The following is a 24,582-nucleotide window of genomic DNA, read 5'->3' on the forward strand; positions in this document are numbered from 1 at the left end:
GCCGCCACCACGGAAGAACCACCAGCGTGGGCGCCGTTCGCCCGCTTTCCGCCGTCGAGGACGATGATGGTCGGTATGCCTCCCCCGCCGCGGCCCGAAGAGCGTCCCCCGTCGTCAGCGCGGTCCCTGCTGGACCAGCTGAAGCCGACCGAGCGGCACCTGCGGATCCGGCACGCGAGGGAGCCGGACCTGCCGCAGCTCGTCAGCCTCGACGGGGAGGTGTTCCCCCACATGCCCTACCCGTACTTCGTCCTGCGTCAGTTCCTCGACGCCCTCCAGGAACACATGCTCGTCCTGGACGACTCCTCGGGCGAGCTGCACGGCTATGTCATGTCGACCGGGGCGGGCGGGCCGCAGGCCTGGATCCTGACCCTCGGTGTCGCGCCCACGCTGCACGGGCAGGGCTGGGGACGACTGCTGATGGAGGCGATGCTGGACCATCTGCGCCGTCAGGGCACCGCCACGGTGAACCTGGCCGTCGACCCCGCCAACGACCCGGCGATCGCGCTCTACCGCTCCCTCGGCTTCACAGCGTCCCCGGGCGGCCCCAGGCTCGACTACTTCGGCCCGGGCGAGCACCGCCTCCTCATGACCCTCACCCTGTGACTCCCGGGCCCCCGGCTCCCGGCCGAGGCGTCTCCACCGCCCGCCGGCCGTAGCGCCGCCACGCGACCGCGCAGTCGGCCGACGAGATGCTGCCAGGTTCCGTGCAGGGCCGAGGGTGACAAGAACGGGCCTCTCGGCGCTGAGAGGAGGGGCGTATCAGCACGCCCTCTTTCACCCATGGACCCCTGGGGGGACCCACTTGTTCACCAGCATGTCCGGCGGTCGGCACAGACGCCGGATACGAATCGCCCTGCCCGTCTCCGCGGCCGGTGTCGCCGTCGCGGTCGCGGCCGCGCTGCTGACCTCGTCCGCCGAGGCGGCGACGCCGCTGCCGCAGCCCACCGTGAAGCCCGCCACCAGCGCGCCTTCGGCCGCCGAGCTGGAGCAGCGGCTCGCCACCGCGATCGCCGGTGACGACACGGCCGGGAAGACGTCGGCGAAGTCGTCGTACAGCGCCGGGACCACCGAGCAGGGCATCGACCCCAAGATCATCGGCGGGACCACCACGACCATCACGGCCGCCCCGTGGATGGCCCAGCTCTGGTACGGCGACGACAAGGGCACCACCGACACCGCCGACGACGTCGGCTTCTTCTGCGGCGGAGTGGTCGTCGCGCCGACCAAGATCCTCACCGCCGCGCACTGCGTCGCCGGCTACGACTGGTACAACCACGGCTCGGTGATCACCAGCACCGCGCAGCTGCCCACCGTCGACGACCAGGGCTACATCACCGACCTGCACGGCGGCGCCATCAGCGGCGTATGGCGGCAGTGGCACCACTCGTCGTACGTCCCGTCCACGCTCGACTCCGACATCGCGGTCCTCACCCTGCCGAACGCGGTCAAGGCGACCCCGATCCGCATGACGACGGCCGGGGACACCACCTCGTACACCGCCGGCACCAGCGCCAAGGTGTACGGCTGGGGCCGGACCAGCTCCACCAACGACAACATCTCCGAGACGCTGAAGACGGCCACGCTGCCCCTCCAGTCGGACACCACCTGCGCCAACGCCTACGGATCCGACTTCGTCACGGGCCACATGGTCTGCGCGGGCACGCCCGCCACCGGCAGCGACGCGGGCACCACGACCGCCTGCAACGGCGACTCCGGCGGCCCGCTGATCGTCAACAACCGGATCGTCGGCATCGTCTCCTGGGGTGTGGTGGACTGCGTCGCCGCCGGCGCCTACGGCGTCTTCACCAAGGTGACCTCGTACGTCGGGGCTGCCTACCCGCGCCTGGACGACACCAACTTCGACGGCGACCACCGGGGCGACCTGTGGCTGCGCAGCGCCTCCACGGGCACCGGATACTCCCGGTACTCCCGGGGCACGTCGTTCGCTGCCGGTGAGAACTGGGGCAGCTGGGCCGGGGTGAACACCGTCGTGCAGGCCGACCTCGACCGGGACGGCTACCAGGACCTCGTCTACCGCCGCAGCAGCGACGGCGACGTCTTCTGGGCGCACTACTCCGCGTCGCGCGACACCTGGATCACCCAGCTGCTCGCCGACAACTGGAAGACGCGCACCCGCATGGCGATCCCGGGTGACGTCACCGGCGACTACCTGCCCGACCTGCTGTCGGTCGACTCGGCCGGAGCGCTGTGGATCTACCCCGGCAAGGGCAACGGCACCTTCGCCGCGCGCGTGCAGGTCGGCACCGGCTGGAACCAGTACGACTGGATCCGCGGTCACGGCGACTTCACCGGCGACGGCCGCACCGACCTCATCGCCCGCAACGCGAGCAGCGGCTACGTCTACCTCTACAAGGGCACGGGCAAGGCCGGCACCGGGGCGTTCGCCAGCAGGATCAAGATCGCGACCTGGAGCAGCTCGGCGTACAACACGGTCGCCACGGTCGGCGACGTCAGCGGCGACGGCCGCGCCGACCTCCTGGCCCGCACACCCAGCGGCATCCTCTACCTCTACCGAGGCACCGGAAACTCCACGGGTTCCTTCTTCACCGCACGGGTCTCGGTCGGGACCTACTTCAAGGGGTACGACATCCTCGCCTGACACCGCGGGTGAGCCGGGCAGACACCCGGCACCCACCACCACGACGCGCCGTGCCCACCCGAGCCCCGGGCGAGCACGGCGCGTCATCGGTTCCGGCCCCGAGTCACTCGACCAGACCGAGGCCCTCGGCGTCGCACACCGCCGGCCGGACAGTCCGCTCCCGCCGCTTGCCGTCGCTGCGCAACGGGTGACCGGCTCATCGGGTGATCGGCAGGCCTGAGCGTAGGACGTCGAATCGAGATGCACTGCTCCGCGGGGTAGTTGCATACTCTGCGCATGGCCTCGTTCACCAGTCGGTTCCGGGATCCGCGCAGCACCGAGTACGACTTCCTCGGCTCGATCATGGTGCAGTGTCCAGGCTGCGAGAACGTCGCCCGTGTCGTTCCGGCACCCGATGACGTCGATCCCGGAGGCCGGACTCTGTTCATGGCGCGCCGAATGGTCTGTCGTGGCTGCGGACTGTCACGGGAGTGGAGCGGCCGTACCGTGACGCTGTCTCGCGGCACGGCCCGGCAGGCGACGGACCCGTACTTCGGTATGCCGCTGTGGCTCCAGACCGAGACCCGGCACGGATGGTTGTGGGCGTACAACCCCGAACACCTCGACCTGATCCGCCGTTTCGTCGAGGCCTCGCTGCGGGAGCGCGCGCCCTGGTACGACACCGGGCAGAAGATGACGATGGTGGCCCGCCTTCCGGCATGGCTCAAGCGAGCGAAGAACCGGGAGGAGATCCTGCGTACCGTAAGTCGGATCCAGGCCTCATTGGCTACCTCCTGATCGGAGCCACGGGCGGGATCCGGAGGGCTGCCCCTCCCGCTTGCGACACCAGGCGTCTTCACGACGCTTGGTGATCGCATACTCTGCCCCTCATGGGATACGCATTTGAGTTCGAACGTCCTGCTCCTGGCGGCTCGTTCGGTTTGAACACCTACCAAATGGGCTTTGTCCGCGAAATCATGCGCGAGGCCGGAGCGGCAGCGGGACAGGGTTTGCAACAGGCCCTGCGCATGCCGGGATTCGAGCCGGAGAATCGGACCGTGGACATGGAAAAGTTCCTGTCGAACTCCAACTGGCACGTGAGTGCGGAAGAAGCGCTCTTCATCGCGTCGCGACTGCGGCTTGCGGCGAGTGAGCACCTCATTGCGGAGCTGATGTCCTTCTACGACGATGCGCCCCGAGATGTCGGCCAGTGGATCGACGACTTCGCCCGCTTCAACGAGCTGTCCGCCTCTCACGACGGCTACCGTGTGAGGTAGTCCCCCTGCACTCGCAGACCTCCTTCTCCATGCTCCGGCCTGCTCGTCGGAACCGTTGGCGGCCCACTCCCCCGGCCCGACGAGTGCCTGCGTGTGGCGCCCTCCGAGCGGATCGGCACGTCCGACACGTCTGCCGCGCGCTTCGCCGGGCACACGTACGGGAGGACGAAAGGGAGGACTTCGTGACCGAACACCGTACCCATCATGTGCCCACTGCCGGCCACACCCCGGACGACGACCTCACCGGGTATCAGGTGAACGCCACGGACGGCCGTGTCGGCACAGTCAGCAAGTACTCCAGGGACCTCGGCCCCCGCTTCCTGGTGGTGCACACCGGCCCATGGTTCTTCGGCAAGGACGTGGTGGTCCCGTCGGAGGCGGTCATGGGCGTCGACCATGTCGCCCGCATCGTGAACGTGGCCCGAACGAAGGCCCGGACGAAGTCGGCTCCCGTATTCGACAAGGACACGTACCTGGGCGATCCGCGCCACCGTGACCAGCTCGGCGGCCGCCATGGAGCTGGGCACTGACAGCGGCATCCCGAGGAGGGAAGCGTCCCCGGCGTCCCCGTCAGGCAAGGACGGCGAAGGCGGCCACCGCCGTACTGGCACGAGCGTGGATGACCAGGTGCGTTCCGCTGCTGTCGGCGCCGGCCGCCAGCACGCGCCGGGCAGGTGCGCTGGCACTGACGACAGACATGAGGACCTTCAGGTCCTTGCATGCTCGATGCAGTTCGAGGACGGCGCCGACCTCCGCGGCGTCCACAGCGGGCTGCTCAAGCCTGGGCCCCACCCCGGCCTGAAGGCCGGGGTATCCACGAAGGACGGATCGATGACCAGCACTCCGTGATCGAGTGAATGAGACAACAGCACGGTTCCCCACTCCTCCGGTTGCGGGCGGGCTGTATCTCTCCCGAGTACCCGGTGAGTGCACAGGCCAGTGGCGGGTCGCACGAGCCTGTAGAACTCCTTGCCGGGCGCCGAGCGCCGACCAAGCCCGCGCCGTATGCCTCCGGCTTGTCCCTGAATGACCACCGCCGGAGCGGGTGCGGCTCCGCTCCGCCCCCGACCGGGTGACCCGCCGACCACTGACAGCCCCGATCCGAGGTCGGCTGCTCCAAGTGGAGGCGACGAGTGGTGGACGCCCCTGCCCGAACGCAGGCTGACGTACGCGCCCTGCCCCGCCCCGTGCGACGGGGCGCAGCCATGCCACCCCGTCCCCCGACCGAAGTGGCCAGGGACGTCAGAGAGACGAGATCACATGGCGGAACACGACATCGGTCCCGGGCCCCTGCCCTCCCGCTCCGGGACCGGAACGCCCGTAGGAAGCCGGGCTCGAAGCATCCGACCACGACCAAAACGGGGGGCGCGCGCGAAGGCGGCGCTCCTCGCCGCATGCCTGGGCGTACTCGGCGTGGTCGGGACCGCGCCGAGCAGCGCCCAGTCGCCGCCTTCAGGCGGGCCGTCGCCGGGACATCCTGCACGGTTCGTGCCGGGCCCCTGCCCCCGGACGCCCGAGCCGGTCCCCGGGCGGTGCGGCTTCCTGGAGGTCCCCGAGAACCGCGAGCGCCGCGCCGGACGGACGATCCGGCTGGCCGTCGCCATCATCCCGGCAGCGTCGCGGACGCCGGCCGCCGACCCAGTGGTGTTCATGGAAGGGGGCCCTGGCGGAGACGCCTTCGGAGCCATCCCTTTCCTGATCGACTCCGGCGTGAACAGCGACCGCGATCTGATCGTCGTGGCCCAGCGCGGCACCCTGCACTCACAGCCGAGCCTCGCCTGCCCGGAGATCGACCGGTTCAACGCGACGGCAGTGGGTCTGCCGTACGACGCGCCGTCCACCGGCCGAGGGCTGGTACGCGCGGCCAAGGAGTGCCGGGACCGCCTGACGGCGGAGGGAAACGACCTCGCCGCCTACAACACCACCGAGAACGCCGCGGACTTCGCCGCCCTCCGCAAGGCCCTGGGCATCAGGAAGTGGAACGTCTACGGCTACTCCTACGGCACCGACCTGGGGCTCACCTACCTGCGCCGACACCCGCAGGGCATCCGCTCGCTGGCGATCGACTCGGTCGTGCCGCCGCAGATCGTGAGCCTGCCGTGGGCCTGGGACAGCGCCCAGGAGGGGATCAACGCGATCTTCGCGGCGTGTGAGGCCCAGCCCGCCTGCAAGTCCCGCTACCCGGACCTCTCCCGCACGCTCACGCGGCAGGTCCGGCGGCTGGAGGCGAACCCCCTGACGCTGACCGTACCGCCGCCCGGTGGCGGAACCCCGGTGAGGGTCGTCCTCGACGGGGGCACGCTGGTGAACCTCCTCGTCACCGACGGCCGACTGGTACCGTCCGTCGACGTCCCCGCGGCGCTCTACGAACTCGCCGACGGCAATCCGCAGCGCCTCGCGCAGGCCCAGGCCGCCGGCGCGACGCCCGCCGTCGGAGAGTTCGCCCACGGACTCACGCACTCGGTGGCCTGCGCCGAGTGGGCCCCGGGCTTCTCGAAGCGCGACGTGCTGGAGGCGGGCCGCCGGGCCTTCCCCGGATGGCCGGACTCGGTGCTGGCCCACGCACCGCAGCTGCCCTTCGAGCACGACCTGTGCCGCGTCTGGAACGTCCCGGACCGCACCGCGGTCCAGCGCGTGGCCACCCACAGCGACGTGCCCGCGCTCATCGTCACCGGAACCTTCGACGCGAAGACCGGGGCGAGCTGGGGGCCGTTCGCCGGCCGTACGCTGCCCCGCTCGACCGCCGTGGTGATCCCCGGAATCACCCACTGGGTGGTGCCGCAGAACCCCTGCGCCGCGTCGGTCCTGCGCTCCTTCCTGGCGCGGCCGAACGCGCCCGACACCGGCTGCGTGCCGGCAGTCGAACCCAAGCCGTTCACCATCATCCCCTGACCGGAGTACGCACGATGTCCCCTGGTACGACCCGAAGCAGTCGCCCCGCGCGACGGCTCCCGGCGACGCTGGCCGGAGCCACGGCCGGCGCGCTCGTCATCGGCCTCGCCGCGATGCCCGCCCACGCCGAGTCCGGCACCGAAAGCCCGATCGGCACGGTCGCCCGTACGGTCGGCGACGCCCACTTCGAACCGGGCCCCTGCCCCAGGACGGCGGACCCGATCCCCGATCTCGCACGTGCCCGCTGCGGCACGCTCACCGTGCCCGAGAAGCGCTCCAAGGCCTGGGGACCCAGGGGCCACGACGGGCGCAGGATCACCCTCGCCGTCGCGATCATGCCCGCGGAGAGCAGCAGCCCCGCGCCCGACCCGATCGTGTGGTTCGCAGGCGGCCCCGGCGACGACGCCGTCTCCGAGATCCCGATGGCGCTCGCAGGCAACCTGAACCGCGACCGCGACGTGATCTTCATGTCCCAGCGCGGCACGTACTCGGCCGACCCGGAGCTCACCTGCCCGAACATCGACGAGTTCAACGCCCGCGCCCTCGGCCTCGTCTCCAACGCGCGGTCCACCGGGCGCCTGCATGTCGAGGCGACCCGGGCCTGCCGCGACCGTGTGGACGCCAAGGCCGACCGCAGCACCTACAACGACATCGAGAGCTCGGCCGACTACGACGCCCTGCGCAGGACGCTGGGCGTGCGGAAGTGGAACGTCTTCGGGATCTCCTACGGCACCCACCTGGCGCTCAACTACATGCGCCTGCACCCGAAGGGCATCCGCTCGGTCGGCATCGACGGCATCCTGCCGCCGTCCATCGCCGGCGGGGCCGTGACCTGGAAGGCCGCGCGCGAGGGCTTCGACGGCCTGTTCAAGGCCTGCGAGGAACAGCCCGACTGCAACAACCGCTACCCGAACCTGAAGGCAACCTTCCTCCGCCTCGTCGGTGAGCTGGAAGCGAACCCGCTCACCGTCACCGTCACAGTTCCGGTGCACCCCGATCCGGTGCAGGTCGTGCTGGACGGAAGCAACCTCGTCACCTGGCTGACCTCGGCCACCCACGTGGCGGCCGGGGTGCCGCGTTCCATCGACGAGCTGGCCCACGGCAACGGGCAGCGGATCGCCGAGCAGCTCGCCGGCGGCAAGTACAGCCCGCAGGCCATCGGCCGCGTCGCCCACGGGCTGGTCTACGGCATCTTCTGCAGCCAGTGGACACCGTACGAGAGCCGGGCCGACATCGTCCGCGGCGGGCGCCGGGCGTTCCCGTCGTTCCCCCGGTCGATGCTGCCCAACGCCCCGCAACTCGCCTGGCTCCACGACGACTGCCGTGCCTGGGACGTCCCCCCGGCGCCTCCGTCGGTCCGGGACGTGACCCGCAGCGACATCCCGACGCTCGCCCTGTCCGGCGGGTTCGACGCGCAGACGGCCCCGAGCAACGGGGCGTACGTCGCGCGTACGCTGAGCCGCTCCACCACTGTCACGGTGCCCTACGTCGCCCACGTGGTGTTCGCCGACTCGCAGTGCGCGCAGACGATCACCACGTCGTTCTTCGCCCGGCCGACCGCGCCGGACACCAGCTGCCTGGCGGGACTCCAGCCACCGCGGTTCGAGATCGCACCATAGGAGCACCCTGCGACCGCCGCCCACCGCACCGGGTCAGTGACGGCGGTCCGCAGGCGAACTCCGCCGCTGCGGGCGGGCAGACAAGCCTGCCAAGCCTTTGGTGGAAGCTGACACCGTCGGCCCGCCGTCCTGCGGGCGGCCGGCGGTGCGGCCGAAAACATTCGCCGAGGCATGGTCGACCAGCACGAACGTCACGCTGATCAGGAGAGACCAGGCGCCGAACTTGGTCAGCGGTACCGGCTGCCAGCCGTCGAGCTGCTGGGGATAGCTCCAGGCGCCGGCGTAGGTGGCGGCGTTCTCGGCGACCCAGAGGAAGAAGCCGATCAGCACGAAGGAGACGGCCAGCGGCATACGGTAGCGGTGGTCGCCCACCCGGAAGCCGACCCAGGTTCCGGCGGTCGCGGCGACCATCGCCAGCGCGAGCGGCCAGCGCAGGTCGGGGGCCCAGTGGTGGGTGAAGAAGTTGAGGTAGATCGCGGCGGCCACCACGGTCGTGGCGGTGGCACGGTAGCGCTTGAGACTCAACCTCATCAGCCGTCGGGCCCGGCAGACATAGCTGGCGACGGCCGCGTACATGAAGCCGCCGTACAACGGCACCCCCGCGACCTTGGTGAGCGCGTCCTCCGGGTAACTCCACGATCCCATACGGACCTTGACCAGCTCGAACAGCAGCCCCACCACGTGGCACACGGCAATCACCGCGGCGTCCCTGCCCGTCTCCCAGCCCGCCTTGCGGGCGACCAGGGTGAGCAGCAACCCGTAGACCAGCACCAGGTCGTAGCGCGCGACCGGCAGCTCGGGCAGGAGCCGGGAGGCGCCGATGCCCGCCAGCAGGAGCACGGCGAAGGTGCAGCAGCGTGCCTGGACCAGTCCGAACCGCACCAACTGCTCCAGGCCGTGCCTCAGCCGCCTCAACATTCGACGCATGCCCCTTCTTTCGAACGCCGCTGTGGCTCCCGATCCTAGAGGGCTGTTGAACGCGTTCAAATACCTGGGTTGTCCGGATGCTGTCACGGATGTTCTCGGGTCAGAAACCACGTAATCCAGACTGCGACTCCCGAGGTTATGAGGACGATGATCAAGAGAGTCAGGATCTGTGTACGTCGCACAGTCCTCAACGCTTGCGCGGCGTCGTCCTCGTGGGCACGGTGACTGGCGATCAGGAACTCTCGCTCGATGTCGTTGAGCCTGTCGGACGGTTGGGCATCCTCGGCGAGGAAGTGGCCCTGTGCCGCAGCGAGCAGCAGGCCCCGGTACAAGGCGCCTTGGTCTCTGCCCAGGTCCTCCCATGTCCGGGCCGCCGTGGTCAGGCGTCGGTGTTCATGGAGTCGGTCTCGTTCGCTGTCGACCCAGTGGTTCAGCCGGGGCCAGGCCGTGATGAGAGCTTCGTGGGCGAGTTCGACGTTCTCGGCGTCCGTCGTGACGAGGCGTGCGGCGACCAAGCGTTCAAGGATCGATGTCTGGCGTCTGTCGCTGCTCAGCTCGGAGTGTGTGACCGGTCGGCGAGTGTCAGCACCGTCGCGTGACGGTGAGATCAGTCGAAGCAGCATGGCGCGGGCCAGTTCGGACTCGTTCTCCGTCAGGCCGCTGAAGACTGTTTCCGCCGTGTGAGCGATCGCCCCACGTATGCCCCCGATTGCTTCATAGGCGTCGAGCGTGAGGGTCTTGCCGGACCGGCGCCGCCACACTTCCAGCAGTGCGTGTGACATGAGGGGCAATGCACCCGGTTCATGCGCCGCATCATCAAGGATGCGATCCGTCAGGGCACGCTCCACGACCAGGCCGGTGGTGGCCGCCGGCCTGACGACGGCTTCCCGGAGTTGTTCGCGCGTCATGCTTGATGTGAGCAGATGGGCCTGGTTGATCACGCGCGCGAGTCCTGGATGTGCGGCGCACCGACCGAAGAAATCGGCCCGGACGGCGATCAAGACTCGAAAACGGCCGGTCTCGCAGGCGCTCAGAAGCTGGTCGATGAGTGCGGTCTGCTCGGAGACCTTGTCCTGCAACGTGAAGAGTTCCTCGAACTGGTCAATGATCAGCAGCGTGTCACCTTCGCCCTCTGCCGGCTTCAGCAGGGGAATCACCGTGGAGTGAGGTCGCGGCCCCGGAGTGCAGATGCGAATGACCGCTGGGGCAGGAACCGCGCCAGAAGTGCGAAAGGCTGGAATCAGCCCGGCGCGGAGAAGCGACGACTTACCGCTACCAGAGGTTCCGACAAGGGCGACGAACCGGCTCGCTGTCGTCAGCGTTCGCAACTCCTCCACGAGTGAGTCCCGCCCGAAGAACAAGTTCTGGTTGCTCGTCTCATAGCGCTGCAGTCCCCTGTACGGCGAGGCGGCAATACTCTGCTCCGCAAGAGGTAGCCGTGCGGTTTCCTCGTGGGCCGAGCGCCAACGGCGTTCCCATTCCTCGGCTTGCCCTCCTAACGCTGTGACATACGCCAGGGCTACCTGGAGGGTCGGTAGACGCCGACCGGACGCCGCCTCGGACAGTGTCGGAGCGGAGAATCCCGCACTCTCGGACAGTTGCCGGTAGGGCGGATTCCCGGCGGCAGAGCGCAACTGGCGCAGTTCGTACGCGAAGGCCTGAACGGGGCCGTCCTGTGGATCCAGTTCCTTCTCCCGCCGCCCCATAGTCCCTTTCCACTCCCCTCGAGGTCTCCTCCTGCCTGATCAACGTAGCCGACGAGGAGATTGATAGCCGACCCGGGACCGGGGTGACCATCAATGGATCGCCCTGTGGAGTGGTGGGTGTTGGTGATCCACCAGTGAGACGAACCCGCTCATCAGCACCGCAGCAGCTCTGGGGCGAGAGAAGGGACTGACCCATTTCCGCGACTGACTTGACTCGAGTGGAAACCGACCCACAGAAGGCTGAGACATCATCACGTCCGAAACGGACTTTGCCGAAAACGGCCGCTGCCGCGGCGACAGTGGTCCCAGCGGCGGTGGCTGGTGCTCTGGGCCTTTGGGGCACCTCCCGTCAAGGAAGCATGTGGCGCGACGAGTCGACGACCTACCAGGTGGCGCACCGCTCGCTCGCAGATATCTGGGCCCTGCTTGGCAGTATCGACGCCGTACACGGCCTCTACTACTTCATCATGCACGGGGTGTTCGCCCTGTGGGACGGGGGTCTACTCGCACTACGGCTTCCCTCGGTCGCAGCGAGCGCTCTGGCGGCGGCCGGCGTGGGCGCTATCGGCAGGCGTTTGCGTGGAACGAGAACCGGGGTCCTGGCGGGTCTGGCCTACGCAGCGAATCCCGTGGTGCAGCAATATGCCCAGGAGGGCCGCTCATACGCGTTGGTTTCAGCGGCAGTGGTGTGGTCGACGTATCTCTTCTTATGTTGCCTTGAACGCGGATCGACGCGGGTGTGGGTCGGCTATACGCTGCTCGTGGCCGCTGCGGGATGGCTGCACGAATTCGCTGTTCTGGTGCTGTCGGCGCACGCCGTCACCTTGTGTCTGGGCGGGATTGTGGCACCATCTGTCAAGCGGTCCTGGATCGCTTCCGTTTCCGTTTCCGGCGTGGCCGTCGCACCCCTCGCCGCCTTGAGCGTCGGCCAGTCAAGTCAGCAACTGGGTTGGCTGGGCAGGCCGGGAATTGCGGCCTGGCTGCAGTTCCTCGGCATCTCGCTCGCTGGTCTGCTCATGAGCCTCTATATCTCGCGATCCAATGCCTTACCCGTTGCGCATGTCCCGCACAGGCCGACACTTCAGTCGGTCGCGATCCCCCTCCTGGTGCTGCCAGGCGGGCTGTTGATGACTGTCTCCCTGATCCATCCGTGGTACGTGCAGCGCTACGTGCTGTACAGCATGGCCGGTCTCGCGCTGCTCCTCGGCGCCACTGCCGAGACCGCGGTGCGCAGGGTGGCATGGCGCCGGGCGAGGGTACGCCTCGGGGCTTGCTCCCTGGCCCTGACGAGTCTCGCGATCCTGGTGCCTTGGTCGCTGCTGTTGCGGTCTCCGGAGAGCCGTAAGGACGACACGGTGGCTGTCGCGCACGCAGTCGAGGTTCACGCACGCCAGGGAGACGCGGTCCTCTTCATGCCGGCACGACGCCGTGAGTGGCTGCTGTCGGCACCGTCGGCCTACGGCGAGGTCGATGATCTGGCCCTCGACCGCTCTCCAACGGAGTCACGCACACTGCACGGTACGGAGATATCCGCACGGGCTATCCGCAGGAAGATGCTCGATGAGAACAGGATCATCGCTCTCACAGATCCTGTCGGCCAGCCCCTCGACGCCTTCCCGCGGGAAGTGACCAAGCGGCAGGTTCTGGCGGAACACTTCGAACGCTGCGGCAGCAAGGCCGTGCACGGTGCGGTGATCACCGTCTACGAGCGGGGCACGTGCGGGTGATGCCGCTGCTGCCCGCTGCTGACGACTGCGTCTGGTGGCGCGGCCGATGTCGTGGCTGAGTCGACGGCCCGCAGCTCTCGTACCAGGGCGCGCACGACCGCGGAGCCGGCGAGCTCCGGGGTGGTCACATAGCCGACTCGGCGCCTCGGGCGCTCCGGACCGAGATCGGTGATCTCGATCGAGTCCGGTGCTCCGACCAGGGAGAGTGCCGGCATGATCGCCATCCCGTGCCCCGCACCCACCAGCGAGAGCACCGCTCCGTCGTCCTCGGCCTCGATCGTGGCCCTGGGGATCCAGTCCTGCGCACCCCACCAGGCGCGGGTGTACGAGCCGCAGTTCTCGGCCCAGTCGACGAGCGGCAGCGAGCGTGGAGCCGGGTGTCCGGCCGGATGCACCAGGGAGTAGCTCTCCTCGAAGAGCCCGCTCACCACCAGCCCCGCCGGCAACCGCGCTCCGTCCAGGGTGGCGATGGCGAGGTCCGCCCTCCCGTCCGCCACCTCGCCCGCAGTGCCGCGCCCGAGCTCGCGCACGATCCGCACCTGTGGCTCGATCCCGGGATACCGCGCCCGCAGCCGCCGAAGGACCGGTGGCAGCAGGTGCAGCGCGGTACTGCGGAAGGCCGCGATCCGCAGCGGTCCCTCCGGGCGCTGCGACGCCTCGGACCGGGCGGCGTCCCGTGCCTCGGCGACCAGCACGTCGAGCAGGTGCAGTACGCGGCGCGCATGCGCCACGGCCCTGTCCCCCGCCCCCGTGGGGCTCGCACCGCCGCGGCCGCGTTCGAACAGAACGGCGCCGATCTTGCGCTCGCTGCCGCGCACCGAGTGCGAGACCGCGGACTGCGTCAGGCCGAGCGCCTCGGCCCCGGCCGAGAACCCGCCCGCGTCCGCGACCGCCACCAGGATGCGCAGTTCGTTCGGAGCGAGATCGGTGCCGGTCGCGCGTGTCACAGGGCGCTCACCTCGGAGTATGAGAACTGCTCATGAAACAGGGGGTGTACATGAGCCCAACCCCCTGCCCGAGGCCTCCATTCCCGTCCTACGGTCCGGGCATGACCGAGAACGCGATCACCGTCCAGCAGACCGCCCGACCCTACGGCTTCCCCACCGCCGGGGATTTCACCTTCGTCGAGTCCACGGTTCCCGATCCCGAGGTCGGCACCGCGCTCGTGGAGAACGTCTACTGGTCCGTCGACCCTTACCACCGCGAGATGATGGACGACGTGCCCGGCGGCTTCGCGCTTCACACACCGCTCGAGGGCCGGACCCTCGGGCGCGTCGTCGCCTCGCGGACACCGGGGCTGACCGAGGGCGAGATCGTGTTCCACAGGCAGGGCTGGCGCACGCACTCCGTGGTCCGACCCGAGGAGATCCGCAGACTCCCCCACTTCGACGGTGTTCCCCTGACGGCCTACTTGAGTGTCCTCGGCGGCACCGGACTGACCGCCTATGTGGGTCTCACCCGTATCGCCCAACTCCGCAAGGGCGACGAGCTCTTCGTCTCCGCAGCGGCAGGAGGTGTCGGCACGGCGACCGCCCGGTTCGCCCGACTGCTGGGCGCCGGCCGACTTGTCGGCAGTGCGGGCTCGGCGGCCAAGGTCGACCACCTGACCCGGGAGGTGGGCTACGACGTGGCGTTCGACTACCACGACGGATGCGCCGCGGAACTGCTCGCCGAGGCAGCGCCGGACGGCATCGACGTCTTCGTCGACAACGTCGGTGGCGAGCAACTCGCCGCCGCGGTGGGCGCACTGCGCGAGTTCGGGCGCATCGTCCGGATCGGCACCATCAGCCGGTACAACACCCCGGACGCTCCCCCGCCGCACTTCAACTACTCGGACATCGTGGAGAAGAGCCTCCGCATGGAGGGCTTCCTGGTCAGCAACTACCGCGACCTGCAGGACGAGCTGTACGAGTTCGCGGTCCCCCATCTGCGGAGCGGCCGGCTCGCGCTGGACGAGACGGTGGTGGACGGGTTCGAGCACATCGTGGACGCGTTCCTGGGCATGCTGCGTGGCGAGAACACGGGAAAGATCATCGTGCAGGGCACCCTTGACAGTTGATGCCCTGCCGCAGCGGGGCCGACCCCGACGTGCGGGGCCGACCATCGAGTCGTCTCAGGTGGCGGTGGGCCAGGTCCGCAGCAATGCGGCGATCTTCCCGGCGGTACAGGCGGGATCGAGGAGCAGGTCCTTCAGAGCGACGGCATCCTCACGGGCAGGCTTGACCCGGACCCCGGCGGCTTCGAGATACATGACACCGGTGGCAGCGGCGACAGCCATGTTGGAGCGTTCCAGCCAGCGGCACCGGCCCAGGGTGTGTACCAGGGCGGCGGCTTTGGCATAGGGGCCGTCGTAGACGGGCTGCTCGAACAGCCCGGCTCGGTGGCGGGCGACCGCTGAGACGGGCACGCCGTAGTCGTCGGGTGCCGGATCGTCCGCTCCGGCGGCTTCGGCGACCTGCAGGATCCAGGGAACGTCGATGTTCAGTTCCATCAGGCCGCGCGCGCTCCCCCACCCGTCTGCTGGGCTTCCTCCGCCTCGTCGAAGATCGTCTGGTGTTCGGCCAGGAACCGGGCGGCCGCGTCCACCGCACGGGCACGCAGCCCGCTGGTGTCATCCTGCACCAGCCTGGCGAGGTAGTCCCCGACACTCAACCCCAGGTCGGCGGCGCGCTTCCTGGCGAGCTCCGCCACGTCCTGATCCACGCGCGCACCCAGCTGTGTTTTCGCCATACCGGCATGGTAACAGCCGTTACCATGCCGTGGGCGCCTTCTGCACTCGAATCTCCGGTGCCATAAGACGGTCTCCATCTCCCCTGCCCGAGCGAACGGCCGCACCCCAGGGGTCACAGAGCGTAGGCTGCGGAACACACCGCGCCAGTGTTCGGTCACGCGCACGGCACCCTTCACACCCGGCACGCAGATGCTCTGACAGCGCACTTGGGGGACGACCGTGGACGACGTCACGGGCAGACGGCGGTCGGGACGGGGACGGGTGCGCCACGGTGTGGTCGCGATGCTCGTGGCCACCGCGATCGCCGTTTCGCTGCTGTCGCCCGCCCGCCACGAGGAGTTGGCGCCCGCGGCGGACTCTCAACCAGCTCTGTCAGCGGTCAACTACGCGGTGGCCCTGGACATTTCGGCCAGCGTCACAGCCGAGGACCTGGAAGCCGAGAAGGACGCCGTCAAGCGGATCGCACTCGGCGACGTCTCCTCGTCGTCCACGGTCTCGGTCTTCGGCTACGCCTCGGCCGAGAGGCCCGGCCAGAGCGCGGTGGAACCGCTCTGCCCACGCACCGTCCTCGACGGACCGGGCCGCGAGTCGATTGCCGAATGCGTGGACGGATTCCGGGGCCGGGAAGCGGGCCAGGGCACCGGAACGGACTTCCCGAGCGCGATCCGGCAGGGCGTGGAGGACTTGGCCGACTCCGACCCCTTGGAGCCGCGCGTGCTGTTCCTCCTCACCGACGGGAAACTCGACATCCGCGACAGCCCCCTGTACGGCCCAGACGTCGTGAGTCGGAACAGCGAGGCCGCAAGGCAGTCGACACTGGCGCTGGCCGACGCCCGCGCACAGAAGGTGCAGGTGTGGCCGCTGGGTTTCGGGCCCGGGGCGGACAGGCAGCAACTCGACCCGATCGCCGTCGGCGGTTATCAAGTGGGCTGCGTCGACCTGCTGCCCGCCTCCTCTCCCACGGCCTCCATGGTTCAAGGAGCCGAGGAGATCGGCGCCACGCTGCAGAGCATGTTCGCCGCGGCCCAGTGCTCCCAGCGCCACGTCGAAGGCCCCGGCGAACGGCCGCCCGCCTCGATGGAGATCGACGTCTCTCCGCTGGCGACCTCGGCCACCATCGTCGTCGACAAGAGCGACCCGGCGGTACGGATCACCTATGTCGACCCCCGCGGTGACGAGGTACCGAAGGCGGGGTGGCACAAGAAGTCCCGCGTCGAGCTGGCGGGCGGCACGGGCACCGTCGAGGCACTGAGGATCAGGGATCCGCTGCCCGGAACGTGGACCGTCAGGACGGAGGCCCCGGAAGGACACCAATCCCGGCCCGTCTCCGTCAGCCTGTTATGGCGGGGCGAGGTGCGCGGAGCCATCGTCATGGACCCGCCCGCACCGCGGCCCGGCGAGAAGGTGACGGTGACCTTGCGGCTGCAGACGCGTGAGGGCTACGCGATCGAGGACCCCGCGGACTATGCGGGACTGCGCATCCGTGCGGAGCTGACGGGCGACGGCTTCTCTCCGCGACGCATCGGCTTCACCGCCAGGGGCCAGGACCCCTACGTCGAAACCGACATCGGCTTCTTCAGCGGCTCCTCGACGGTGCCTGACACGGCCACCGGGGCGCTCAGGGTAGGCGTGGACCTCACGGCTCCAGGCTTGACGACCGACACCCGCCCTCTGGTCACCGCCGTGGCGTCGGGCGAACAGCCCACCGAGGCCAGGTTGGCACTGTCCCGGCCGAAGTCCCACGCCGGAGGCGAGATCGCCGCGAAGCTGACCGTCAACAACCTAGCCACCGTCCCGCACACCCTGCGGCTGTCCATCAAGGACATCCTTCCCGGACTCCTCTCCATCACCCCGAACGAGATCACGGTCGCGCCCGGCGAGCAGAGCATTCGGGAAGTCACGGTCAAGGTCGCGTCGGCGGACGCCTTCGGAGATCGTCTCGGCGAGGGACTCCGACTTGTCGGCACCTACGTCGTCGCCGACGCCACGGACTACAACCGCATGCTCTTTCGGTCCGCGGAGTCGATCTGGGTCACTCCAGAGCCTGGACCATGGCTGCGCTACCCGACGGTCTACCCCGCCGCCCTGCTCACCGCCTTCTGCGCGGCGGGAGTCTTCATGCTGGTGAGGCAACGCATCACCGCGGCCGGCCCCTCGGGGCAGCCAGCGCCGACAGCCACACAGGAACGCGGACCACGGAGCAGGCGCGCGCTTCGCACCCAGGACGACCAGCAGAGGCCGCGATTGGAGTGGGCGTACGAACCGCTCCCCGCGCCGAAAGGGGAGACCTCCCCACCGCGGGAGCCAACGCCGCCGCCCGCCCAGGCCATCTCCCCGACCATGACGCCCGACAGCGACCCCGACACGGCCGAACCGCGTTCGCTGGTGGCGGAGTTGGTCGAGCAGATCGCGCCAGGGCGTGAGATGCCCCTCCAGGTGCAGATCGTTCGGGGCAGCACCAAGGGGACGGGCGTGCAACTGCGCCCCTTCGCTCTGCCCCGTGGGGGTGCCCGGGTCGTGGTGACCATCCACGCGCCCGGTCTCACGGTGCTCGACGAATTGCAGAAGGAGTTGCACGTCGTACCCGGCCGGGACTCGGATGTGCTGCGGTTTCGGCTCAAGGCCTCGATGCCGGGGCTCCATCGGGTGACCGTGCGGGCCTACCGGGGCGGCACGTTCCTCGGAGAGGTCGTCTGCCAGGTCGCGGTGGGGCACGGCAGTGTCACGCGCGACGGCCCGCAGCGCCAGGCGTCGCTGCCGTCGATGGCGTCCGATCCCGGTGAGGTGACCCTTCAGGTCCTCAAGGACAAAGCCGCCGGCACGATCAGTTTCCAGCTGTTGGCAGAGACGACCTACCTACCGGAAACCATCAACGTGGCGGCCGGTTTCCGAGGGGCCGCGGAACAGATCTACGCCGAGCTGAGACGCGCCGCCAAGGCGGCCGCCGACGAGAGCGACGTCGACGCTCGACGGCTGCGCAACCGCCTGCGCAACCAGGGCGTACAGCTCTGGACGTCCGCCGTGCCCGACGCCGTCCAACGCCAGTTCTGGATGGAGGCGGACCGCTTCTCGGCCATCACCGTCGTCGGCGAACACGACAGCATCCCCTGGGAACTGCTCTATCCCCTCGATGAAAACCGCGAGGACAGAGGCTTTCTGGCCGAGTGGTTGCCCGTGGTACGCCGGGTCCACAATCAGGAGAGGGTGCGCAGCCTCAGCCTTCCCGGCGTGGCGTTCGTCGTCCCGCCGGACTCACCCGCGGACGCGACCACGGAAGTGGCCTCGCTGCGCGCCCGGTTGGGGACGTCCGTGGCGGACGCCGGTGTCCTGACCGAGGGTGCGGCCCTGGCCGCACTCGTCCAGGACGGGCATGCGGGCCTGCTTCACTTCGCGTGCCACAACTCCTTCACGGGGTCCGGCTCCTGCGTGAAGATGGCCGACGGCACCTTCGATCCCATCGACCTCGCCGCCGCGGCCCAACTGCGCACCCTGCGGCCCCATCGTCCTCTCGTGTTCTTCAACGCGTGCCGGAGCGCGGGTGAGATCACCTGGTTCGGCGAGAGTCTGGGGTGGGCGCCTCAGTTCCTGAACGCGGGAGCGGGCGCTTTCATCGGCACCCTCTGGCCCGTACGGTCACGCTCCGCCCTCCAGTTCGCCGAGGCCTTCTACGAGCAGTTCATCACCAACAGGCAGCCCCTCGGCCAGGCGTCGCTCGCCGCCCGGCAGATCACCCGTGAACTGCACGGCGGCGATCCCACATGGCTGGCCTACGCCGTGTACGGCAGTCCCGCGGCCACGGCACACACCGTCACGCAAGAGGAGTCGGTCTCTTGACATCCTCCCCGCCCCAAAGGGCGGGGATTCCTGGCTCACGTCGGCTGGGGACCAGCGGTCCGCCAGCTCTTACACGATCAGCACCAGCCGGGTTGAGACCAGCCCGGACCAGCATCACGCGGGCGGATTTCTTGTCCCTGGGGGATACGGCTCCGCAGGCGGTGCAGGTGTAGGTACGTTCCGAGAGAGGAAGTGCGTGCTTGGTTCTCGCTCCGCACGCCGCGCAGTCCATGGTGGTGTGCGCGGGATGCACGAGACGCACATCGCGCCCGTGCTTGCGGCCCATCTCGACCAGGGCCGCCTTCGTGGCGCCGATCGCCGCGTCCGCCGCCTTGCGGGCCATCGTCGACTTCGCGAGGAACTTCGGACGGAAGTCCTCGACGGCGACCGCGTCATGGTCACGGACCACCGCCTTGGCCCACTTTCGGGCGGTGTCCTGACGCTGCCGGGCGACCTTCGCACAGACCTTGGCGCGCGACTTCCTGGCCTCGCGGTAGCCGTTAGATCCGGCCTGCCCCTTCTTCGGCTTGCGGCGGGCCATCATCCGGTCGTACCGGGTCAGCCTGGCCTGGGCCTTCCTGCCGTGCTCGGCGTGGGGGAGGTCGTGGGCGTCGGATGTGGTGGTGGCGGTCTCCCTGACGCCCCAGTCCACACCGATCACGGCGCCGGTTTCCGGGAGCGGCCGGGTCTCGGTGGCGACGACGAACGACGCGTACCAGTGCCCCAGGCTGTCCCGGTGGACCCGCACCGAGGTGGGGGCGGCCGGGAGTTCCCGGGACCAGACGACCGTCAGGACGATGCCGCCCGCGACGTGCAGCCGCCCGTCTTCCAGGCGGAATCCGCGCCGGGTGTAGTTCAGCGTGGGCAGCGCGTCCCGCTTCCGCTTGATGCGGGGCATCCCGGCGCGCTGCCGGATCGGCAGCTTCGCCTTGATGTCCTTCATCGCTTTGGCACGGGACCTGGCGAAGTCGCGGACGGTCTGCTGCTGCGGCACCGACGCACCCTCACGCAGCCACCCCATTGCCGTGCGGGCCTCGGTCAGCATCCTGTCGAGCTGCGCCGGGCCGCACGTCGCCTTCTCGACAGCGTCCTGGTTCAAGGCGTGGACCCTGCGGGACACGGCCACGCACTCGTTCCACACCCACCGGCAGCGTGCCCACTCGGCCATGAGGCCGGTGCGGGCCGCCGACGACACACGGAGCCGGTAGGTGTACCGGGCGTGCCCGGTATCCCCCGCAGTCGTCTCTCGTGTCGTCATGACACCACTCTACAACTGGTGGACCACTTGAAATCTACTACTCTGGTGTCATGGATGAAGAGAAGCGCATCACGCTCCGCCTGCCCGCCGACCTGCACGCATGGCTGACCGCTCAGGCCAGGTCCGCCCGCAGGTCCCTCAACTCCGAGATCGTCTACCGGCTGGAGGCCGAGCGTGACAACGCCGTGGCCGACGCCCAATCGCCCTGACGGCGATTCGGCTTACCCTGCCCTGCTCCGCAGGAGTCCGATTCCTCCCCGGCTTGAAGGCCGGGCATCCCCAAAGGAACCAGGTGACCGACTCACCGCAGTGCCGCAGCCGCAGCCGCACACCCAACCCATGAAGGAACTTCCGCATATGGACGACCCCGTCTTCGTCATTCACGGCGTTGCCAACCGTGACCAGCAGGGCTTCGCAGCAGCGGTCGCCGACCTCCAGGCGGCATCCGGACACGCCATGGTGCCGGTGTACTGGGGTGATCTCGGCGCCGACGACCGCTTCGTGACCGTGGCGATCCCGACCCGCCCCGGGGCACCGTCCAGTGCCCGCAGGGGCGACGGACTGCGGGATGCGGACGGGCCGCCGGACGCCACCGGGCCCGAGCCCTGGCTCGCCTCGGCACTGGCCCCGGACACCCGGGCGCCGGACCAGTGGCCCCGCGTGGAGACCGCCGTACGCGAGCGACTCGCCGACGAGGACAGCGACTCGGGCCTGCGGGACGGCCCGCATGACAGCGACGTGGACGAGTTCCTGGAGTACCTGGCCGAGGAATGGCCCCGAACCCGGTGGCTGCGGCGCACCGACGACCCCGTCCTCCTCTTCGAGACGGGCCGGTCCCTGGCCGAGGCCCTCATCGAGGCCGACGACCTCCGCGCGGACGGCGTCGGCTCGTACGACGGACTGCGCGCCGGTGGTGAGGACGAGGGGCGACTGCGCAGGATGCTGCGGAATCGGCTGCGCGACCTGGACCGGGTGGCCGGCGCCGCGATCCAGGCGGCCGCCGGACGCCTGAACAGCGCGCTGCGCACCGAGTTCGGGCCCGCGACCACACGGTTCCTCGGCGACGTGCTGGTGTACCAGCGCCACCGGGACGCCATTCACGCCCGGGTTCGGCAGTCGATCGACAGCGTGGACCCCGCGCTCGGCCGCACCCCTGACCGGCCCGTACGGGTCGTCGCCCACAGTCTGGGCGGAGTCATCGCCGTCGACATGGCCACCGCCGCCGATCCCCTGTGGACGTCCTCGCTGGTGACGTTCGGCTCCCAGGCGGCGTTCTTCCACGCCTGCGATCCGCGCGGAGGTCAGATCCTGCCGTACTCCGGGAGCCGGCCCGTCGTACTGCCCGCGTCCCTGGCCCGCTGGACCAACCTCTGGGAGCCTCTCGACATGCTGGCCTTCGTCGCTGCCGGAGTCTTCCGGCTGCACGACGGCAGTTCACCCGTGGATGTGTCCGTGCCGCACGCGGCGAGCAGCGGCATGTGGACACACTCCGCCTACTGGGGCATGCCGTTCGTGGCGTCGGAGATCAGCACGGCGATGAACGGCGCGTAGCGGCAGCCGAGGACGCCGAGCCACGCCCTCGGTGGTCCTCACGCGCGTCGCCGTCGGTGTCACCGTCGTCGCCGAGCCCATCACCCTCGGCAGGGGCGCTCACGGGCTGACGCTGTCGCGGCACGAGCGCGCCTCGATCTCGTTGGCGCTCGGTTTGTGGCTGCTGATCCAGGACGGGTCGGCCTCGGTGAGAACGGGCAACGACGTCTCCACGTCCCTGATCCAGGTGCTGGTGCCGACATGTCTCTTGAGCCAGTCCTCGAGCTTTCGGCAGTCCTGCCGATGCCCCTTCTGCAGGCCGATCCCGTAGTACTGCGGTGCTCCTATCGTCACGTCCGGCACGACCCGCAGACGGTCCTTCTTGTAGTGGCCTGCGAATCCGTAGAGGATCGCCTGGTCCGTCGAGATCGCCTGCACCTGACCGTCCAGCAGTTGCTCGAGGCAGTCCGACGCGTCCGTGAGGACGACCGGGTCCGCGTCGACGGTGTCCCTGATGTGCTCCAGCGCCTCGCGCGAGGTGGTGCCCTGCCAGGTGCAGATCCTCGTACCGCGCAGGTCGGAGAGCCGTTGCACTCCGGTGCTCTCCGGGCCGACGAGAAAGCCCTGCCGGGTCTTGAGGTAGGGCCCGACGAAGTCGATCAGGTCCATCCGCTCCGCCGTGATGGAGAACGAGGCGATCGTCATATCGGCCTTGTGATCCAGGAGTTGGGTGACTCGGTCGCCGGAGGAGACGTCCACGGGATCGCTGAACGCGACGTCGAGTTCTTCCTCGACGTGCTGGAAGACCAGGAAGTCCAGCCCCGAACGGTCGTAGTTCTCGGAGTAGGAGATGCCCGGCAGGTCGTTGTGCATGGCGACCGTGACGCGCGTGACGCCGAGGAACTCCGGTTCGGGTTCCTCGGACGAGCAGGAGGCGAGATTCACCAACAGGGCTACGGCGGCGGCGATCCCGGCTGTCCGGCCGGACAGCCGGAAGGACGAGCGCCGGTCCGGGGAGGTTGCGGGCACGAGGTCCTCTCAGTCGTGAAGTACGGCGTCCGCGACGAACACATTCATCAGGCACCCCTCGTCGGTCCGCAGAGTGATCCGCACGTCGATCCGGCCCTCGAGCCCGCCCAGCGGAAAGTCGACCGTCTGGCCGCTCCTCCCGTCGTCGACCCCGGTGCTGGCCTGATCCCGCAGCTGGGCGGAGTAGCGCGTCTCCGGTGCGCAGAACTGCGAGGACCGTGCCGCGTCGCGGATCTCGAGCGTCAGCCGCAGCCATGCCCGGTCGGTGGGGCCGTCGACGACGAGACGCAGTTCGGAGCCGTCGGTGACGGCGCCGGCCGTGAGGCGACTGCGGCCGGTGACGTCGATCTCGCCGTGATCGGCGAGATGGTCCATGCCGATGGTGCCGGCGACCGCGAGCATCACGGCCGCCGCCGACATGAGCACGCGCCAGCGACGGGCTTGCCGTTCGCCGCCCGGGTGGACCAGTCGGGCGAGTGCCAGGCAGACCGAGCCGGCGATGGCGAGGTACACCCAGACGAACTGACGCAGCGGGCCGTCGGGGGCGCTGATCAAGGCGTAACTGCCCAGCAGGACGACCAGCAGGAACGGCGGCCAGTTCCAGCCGCCCCAGCGCTTCGCCTTGGCGGCGAACTCGACGACGTCACCGACGAAGACACTGAGGAAGAGCTTGCTGACGAAGCCGATCGCCGGGGAATTGTCCCCGAGGGTCTTGGTGCTGTGATGTCTCGGCGGGTCGGCGCTCAACTGCCTTCGCCGCCTCGGTCGTCCGGGCGGGCGTTGAAGTAGAAGTTCGCGCTGTCCAGCCTGCCGATCGCCGGAGAATTGTCCCCGTGCGACGAGACATGGAACCGGTCGCCCGCGGGCCGTGCCGCGATGATCTCCCGCTCCAGCGAACGAGCACTCAGATCGTCGCTGTCGCTCAGCCATCGGCCGATAGCGGTCTCCAGTGCTTCCCGGTCGGCCGGGGACAGGGCCTCGATCGCCCGTACCGCGTCGCTGTCGCCTTCTGAGGGCGCCGTGTCGCTGTCGTCCTCTGCGGGCGCCGCGTCGTCGTCGGTTCGGCGCAGTGCTCTGTCAAGAAGCTGTCGCCCCCGCTCGACGGCACTGTCCGCCAGCCTGGTCCGGGCGGAATCGACCAGGGCGCCAGCCATCGATGTCGCGGCCGCGCTGACGAACGGTGCGATCACTGCTGCGGCTGTCAGTAACTCGGACATCTGTCCCCCGTCCCCCCGCACAAGACACACTCAATTCTACTCAACTCTCCGTTCCACAAGGGTCACTTCATGTCACATTCACAGGCCCTCCAGACCTCCGCCCAGATCGTGGGCGCATGGACGCGGGAGCGGGCCCCGCACGCCGCGCCGTCCCTCAGGCGGGATGAGACGATCGGCCCGCCTCGCGGCGGGAGCGGGCCGGCATGGATCATGAGGTCGGGCCGCACCACCCG

Annotated in this window: 22 protein-coding genes; 12 read left to right on the plus strand and 10 right to left on the minus strand. The window is 69.2% G+C overall.

The genetic code is table 11. The features are described 5' to 3' along the window. Nucleotides 1-75: 75 nt before the first annotated feature. The 5 genes from ACZ6SQ_RS01710 to ACZ6SQ_RS01730 all read left to right on the plus strand — a co-directional run bounded on the left by ACZ6SQ_RS01710 (nt 76) and on the right by ACZ6SQ_RS01730 (nt 4,409). Nucleotides 76-606 (plus strand): GNAT family N-acetyltransferase, encoded by a 531-nt coding sequence (locus tag ACZ6SQ_RS01710; protein ID WP_469555529.1) that lies wholly within the window; start codon nt 76-78, stop codon nt 604-606. Between the two features lie 211 nt (nt 607-817). Then, entirely contained in the window at nt 818-2,623 is a 1,806-nt protein-coding gene (locus ACZ6SQ_RS01715; protein WP_469555761.1) for a trypsin-like serine protease, read from the plus strand. A 276-nt stretch (nt 2,624-2,899) separates the two neighbouring features. Continuing rightward, a complete protein-coding gene (locus ACZ6SQ_RS01720) occupies nt 2,900-3,400 on the plus strand; it encodes a hypothetical protein (protein WP_469555531.1) in 501 nt (166 codons plus the stop codon). A gap of 92 nt (nt 3,401-3,492) precedes the next feature. After that, nucleotides 3,493-3,879, plus strand: a complete 387-nt coding sequence (locus tag ACZ6SQ_RS01725) for a hypothetical protein (RefSeq protein WP_469555534.1) — start codon at nt 3,493-3,495, stop codon at nt 3,877-3,879. 182 nt (nt 3,880-4,061) lie between these two features. Continuing rightward, nucleotides 4,062-4,409: a PRC-barrel domain containing protein gene (locus ACZ6SQ_RS01730; RefSeq protein WP_469555536.1), complete on the plus strand. Its 348-nt coding sequence runs from the start codon at nt 4,062-4,064 to the stop codon at nt 4,407-4,409. A 40-nt stretch (nt 4,410-4,449) separates the two neighbouring features. Here the strand turns inward: ACZ6SQ_RS01730 and ACZ6SQ_RS01735 are convergent, their stop codons facing one another. Further along, complete coding sequence (locus ACZ6SQ_RS01735; protein WP_469555538.1) at nt 4,450-4,578, minus strand: hypothetical protein; 129 nt, start codon at nt 4,576-4,578, stop codon at nt 4,450-4,452. Nucleotides 4,579-5,367: 789 nt separating this feature from the next. On the opposite strand from ACZ6SQ_RS01735, the gene ACZ6SQ_RS01740 reads away from it, so the two are divergent. Beyond that, the gene (locus ACZ6SQ_RS01740) at nt 5,368-6,771 is read left to right on the plus strand and encodes an alpha/beta fold hydrolase (RefSeq protein WP_469555540.1); all 1,404 of its coding nucleotides are present in this window, start codon (nt 5,368-5,370) and stop codon (nt 6,769-6,771) included. A gap of 14 nt (nt 6,772-6,785) precedes the next feature. Beyond that, entirely contained in the window at nt 6,786-8,390 is a 1,605-nt protein-coding gene (locus ACZ6SQ_RS01745) for an alpha/beta fold hydrolase (protein ID WP_469555543.1), read from the plus strand. Nucleotides 8,391-8,423: 33 nt separating this feature from the next. On the opposite strand, the gene ACZ6SQ_RS01750 is transcribed toward ACZ6SQ_RS01745, so the two are convergent. Then, complete coding sequence (locus ACZ6SQ_RS01750; RefSeq protein ID WP_469555763.1) at nt 8,424-9,308, minus strand: DUF817 domain-containing protein; 885 nt, start codon at nt 9,306-9,308, stop codon at nt 8,424-8,426. A gap of 92 nt (nt 9,309-9,400) precedes the next feature. Further along, on the minus strand, nt 9,401-11,023 hold the full coding sequence (locus ACZ6SQ_RS01755; protein ID WP_469555546.1) for a helix-turn-helix domain-containing protein: 1,623 nt from the start codon (nt 11,021-11,023) through the stop codon (nt 9,401-9,403). Nucleotides 11,024-11,382: 359 nt separating this feature from the next. Between ACZ6SQ_RS01755 and ACZ6SQ_RS01760 the strand changes: the two genes are divergently transcribed. Beyond that, nucleotides 11,383-12,750 (plus strand): glycosyltransferase family 39 protein, encoded by a 1,368-nt coding sequence (locus ACZ6SQ_RS01760; RefSeq protein WP_469555549.1) that lies wholly within the window; start codon nt 11,383-11,385, stop codon nt 12,748-12,750. Here ACZ6SQ_RS01760 and ACZ6SQ_RS01765 read toward each other — a convergent pair. Beyond that, nucleotides 12,726-13,697, minus strand: coding sequence for a LysR family transcriptional regulator (locus tag ACZ6SQ_RS01765; protein ID WP_469555551.1), 972 nt, complete (start codon nt 13,695-13,697; stop codon nt 12,726-12,728). The two genes, ACZ6SQ_RS01760 and ACZ6SQ_RS01765, sit on opposite strands and share 25 nt — an antisense overlap. A gap of 101 nt (nt 13,698-13,798) precedes the next feature. Here ACZ6SQ_RS01765 and ACZ6SQ_RS01770 point away from each other — a divergent pair, with 101 nt between their 5' ends. After that, nucleotides 13,799-14,809, plus strand: a complete 1,011-nt coding sequence (locus ACZ6SQ_RS01770; RefSeq protein ID WP_469555554.1) for an NADP-dependent oxidoreductase — start codon at nt 13,799-13,801, stop codon at nt 14,807-14,809. 54 nt (nt 14,810-14,863) lie between these two features. Here ACZ6SQ_RS01770 and ACZ6SQ_RS01775 read toward each other — a convergent pair whose 3' ends face one another. Together ACZ6SQ_RS01775 and ACZ6SQ_RS01780 are read right to left on the minus strand one after the other, a co-directional pair. After that, nucleotides 14,864-15,241 (minus strand): fic family toxin-antitoxin system, toxin component, encoded by a 378-nt coding sequence (locus ACZ6SQ_RS01775; RefSeq protein WP_469555558.1) that lies wholly within the window; start codon nt 15,239-15,241, stop codon nt 14,864-14,866. Then, nucleotides 15,241-15,480 (minus strand): hypothetical protein, encoded by a 240-nt coding sequence (locus tag ACZ6SQ_RS01780; protein WP_469555561.1) that lies wholly within the window; start codon nt 15,478-15,480, stop codon nt 15,241-15,243. The genes ACZ6SQ_RS01775 and ACZ6SQ_RS01780 overlap by 1 nt, the downstream gene beginning before the upstream one ends. 220 nt (nt 15,481-15,700) lie before the next feature. On the opposite strand from ACZ6SQ_RS01780, the gene ACZ6SQ_RS01785 reads away from it, so the two are divergent. Then, nucleotides 15,701-19,315 (plus strand): CHAT domain-containing protein, encoded by a 3,615-nt coding sequence (locus tag ACZ6SQ_RS01785; RefSeq protein WP_469555563.1) that lies wholly within the window; start codon nt 15,701-15,703, stop codon nt 19,313-19,315. Here the strand turns inward: ACZ6SQ_RS01785 and ACZ6SQ_RS01790 are convergent. After that, nucleotides 19,290-20,573, minus strand: coding sequence for an RNA-guided endonuclease InsQ/TnpB family protein (locus tag ACZ6SQ_RS01790; RefSeq protein ID WP_469555567.1), 1,284 nt, complete (start codon nt 20,571-20,573; stop codon nt 19,290-19,292). The genes ACZ6SQ_RS01785 and ACZ6SQ_RS01790 overlap by 26 nt on opposite strands. 50 nt (nt 20,574-20,623) lie before the next feature. Between ACZ6SQ_RS01790 and ACZ6SQ_RS01795 the strand changes: the two genes are divergently transcribed. After that, complete coding sequence (locus ACZ6SQ_RS01795) at nt 20,624-20,782, plus strand: Arc family DNA-binding protein (protein ID WP_469555570.1); 159 nt, start codon at nt 20,624-20,626, stop codon at nt 20,780-20,782. A gap of 148 nt (nt 20,783-20,930) precedes the next feature. Further along, entirely contained in the window at nt 20,931-22,124 is a 1,194-nt protein-coding gene (locus ACZ6SQ_RS01800; RefSeq protein WP_469555572.1) for a lipase family protein, read from the plus strand. 99 nt (nt 22,125-22,223) lie between these two features. Here the strand turns inward: ACZ6SQ_RS01800 and ACZ6SQ_RS01805 are convergent, their stop codons facing one another. Genes ACZ6SQ_RS01805 through ACZ6SQ_RS01815 form a run of 3 tightly spaced genes read right to left on the minus strand, consistent with a single transcriptional unit; the run spans nt 22,224 to nt 24,349 of the window. Continuing rightward, the gene (locus ACZ6SQ_RS01805) at nt 22,224-23,132 is read right to left on the minus strand and encodes a transporter substrate-binding domain-containing protein (protein ID WP_469555573.1); all 909 of its coding nucleotides are present in this window, start codon (nt 23,130-23,132) and stop codon (nt 22,224-22,226) included. A gap of 9 nt (nt 23,133-23,141) precedes the next feature. Next, entirely contained in the window at nt 23,142-23,879 is a 738-nt protein-coding gene (locus ACZ6SQ_RS01810) for a hypothetical protein (RefSeq protein ID WP_469555577.1), read from the minus strand. Next, nucleotides 23,876-24,349, minus strand: coding sequence for a hypothetical protein (locus ACZ6SQ_RS01815; protein WP_469555580.1), 474 nt, complete (start codon nt 24,347-24,349; stop codon nt 23,876-23,878). Before ACZ6SQ_RS01815 ends, ACZ6SQ_RS01810 begins: the two co-directional genes overlap by 4 nt. Nucleotides 24,350-24,582: the final 233 nt, after the last annotated feature.

This window comes from Streptomyces sp. NPDC048600 (genome assembly GCF_055587025.1).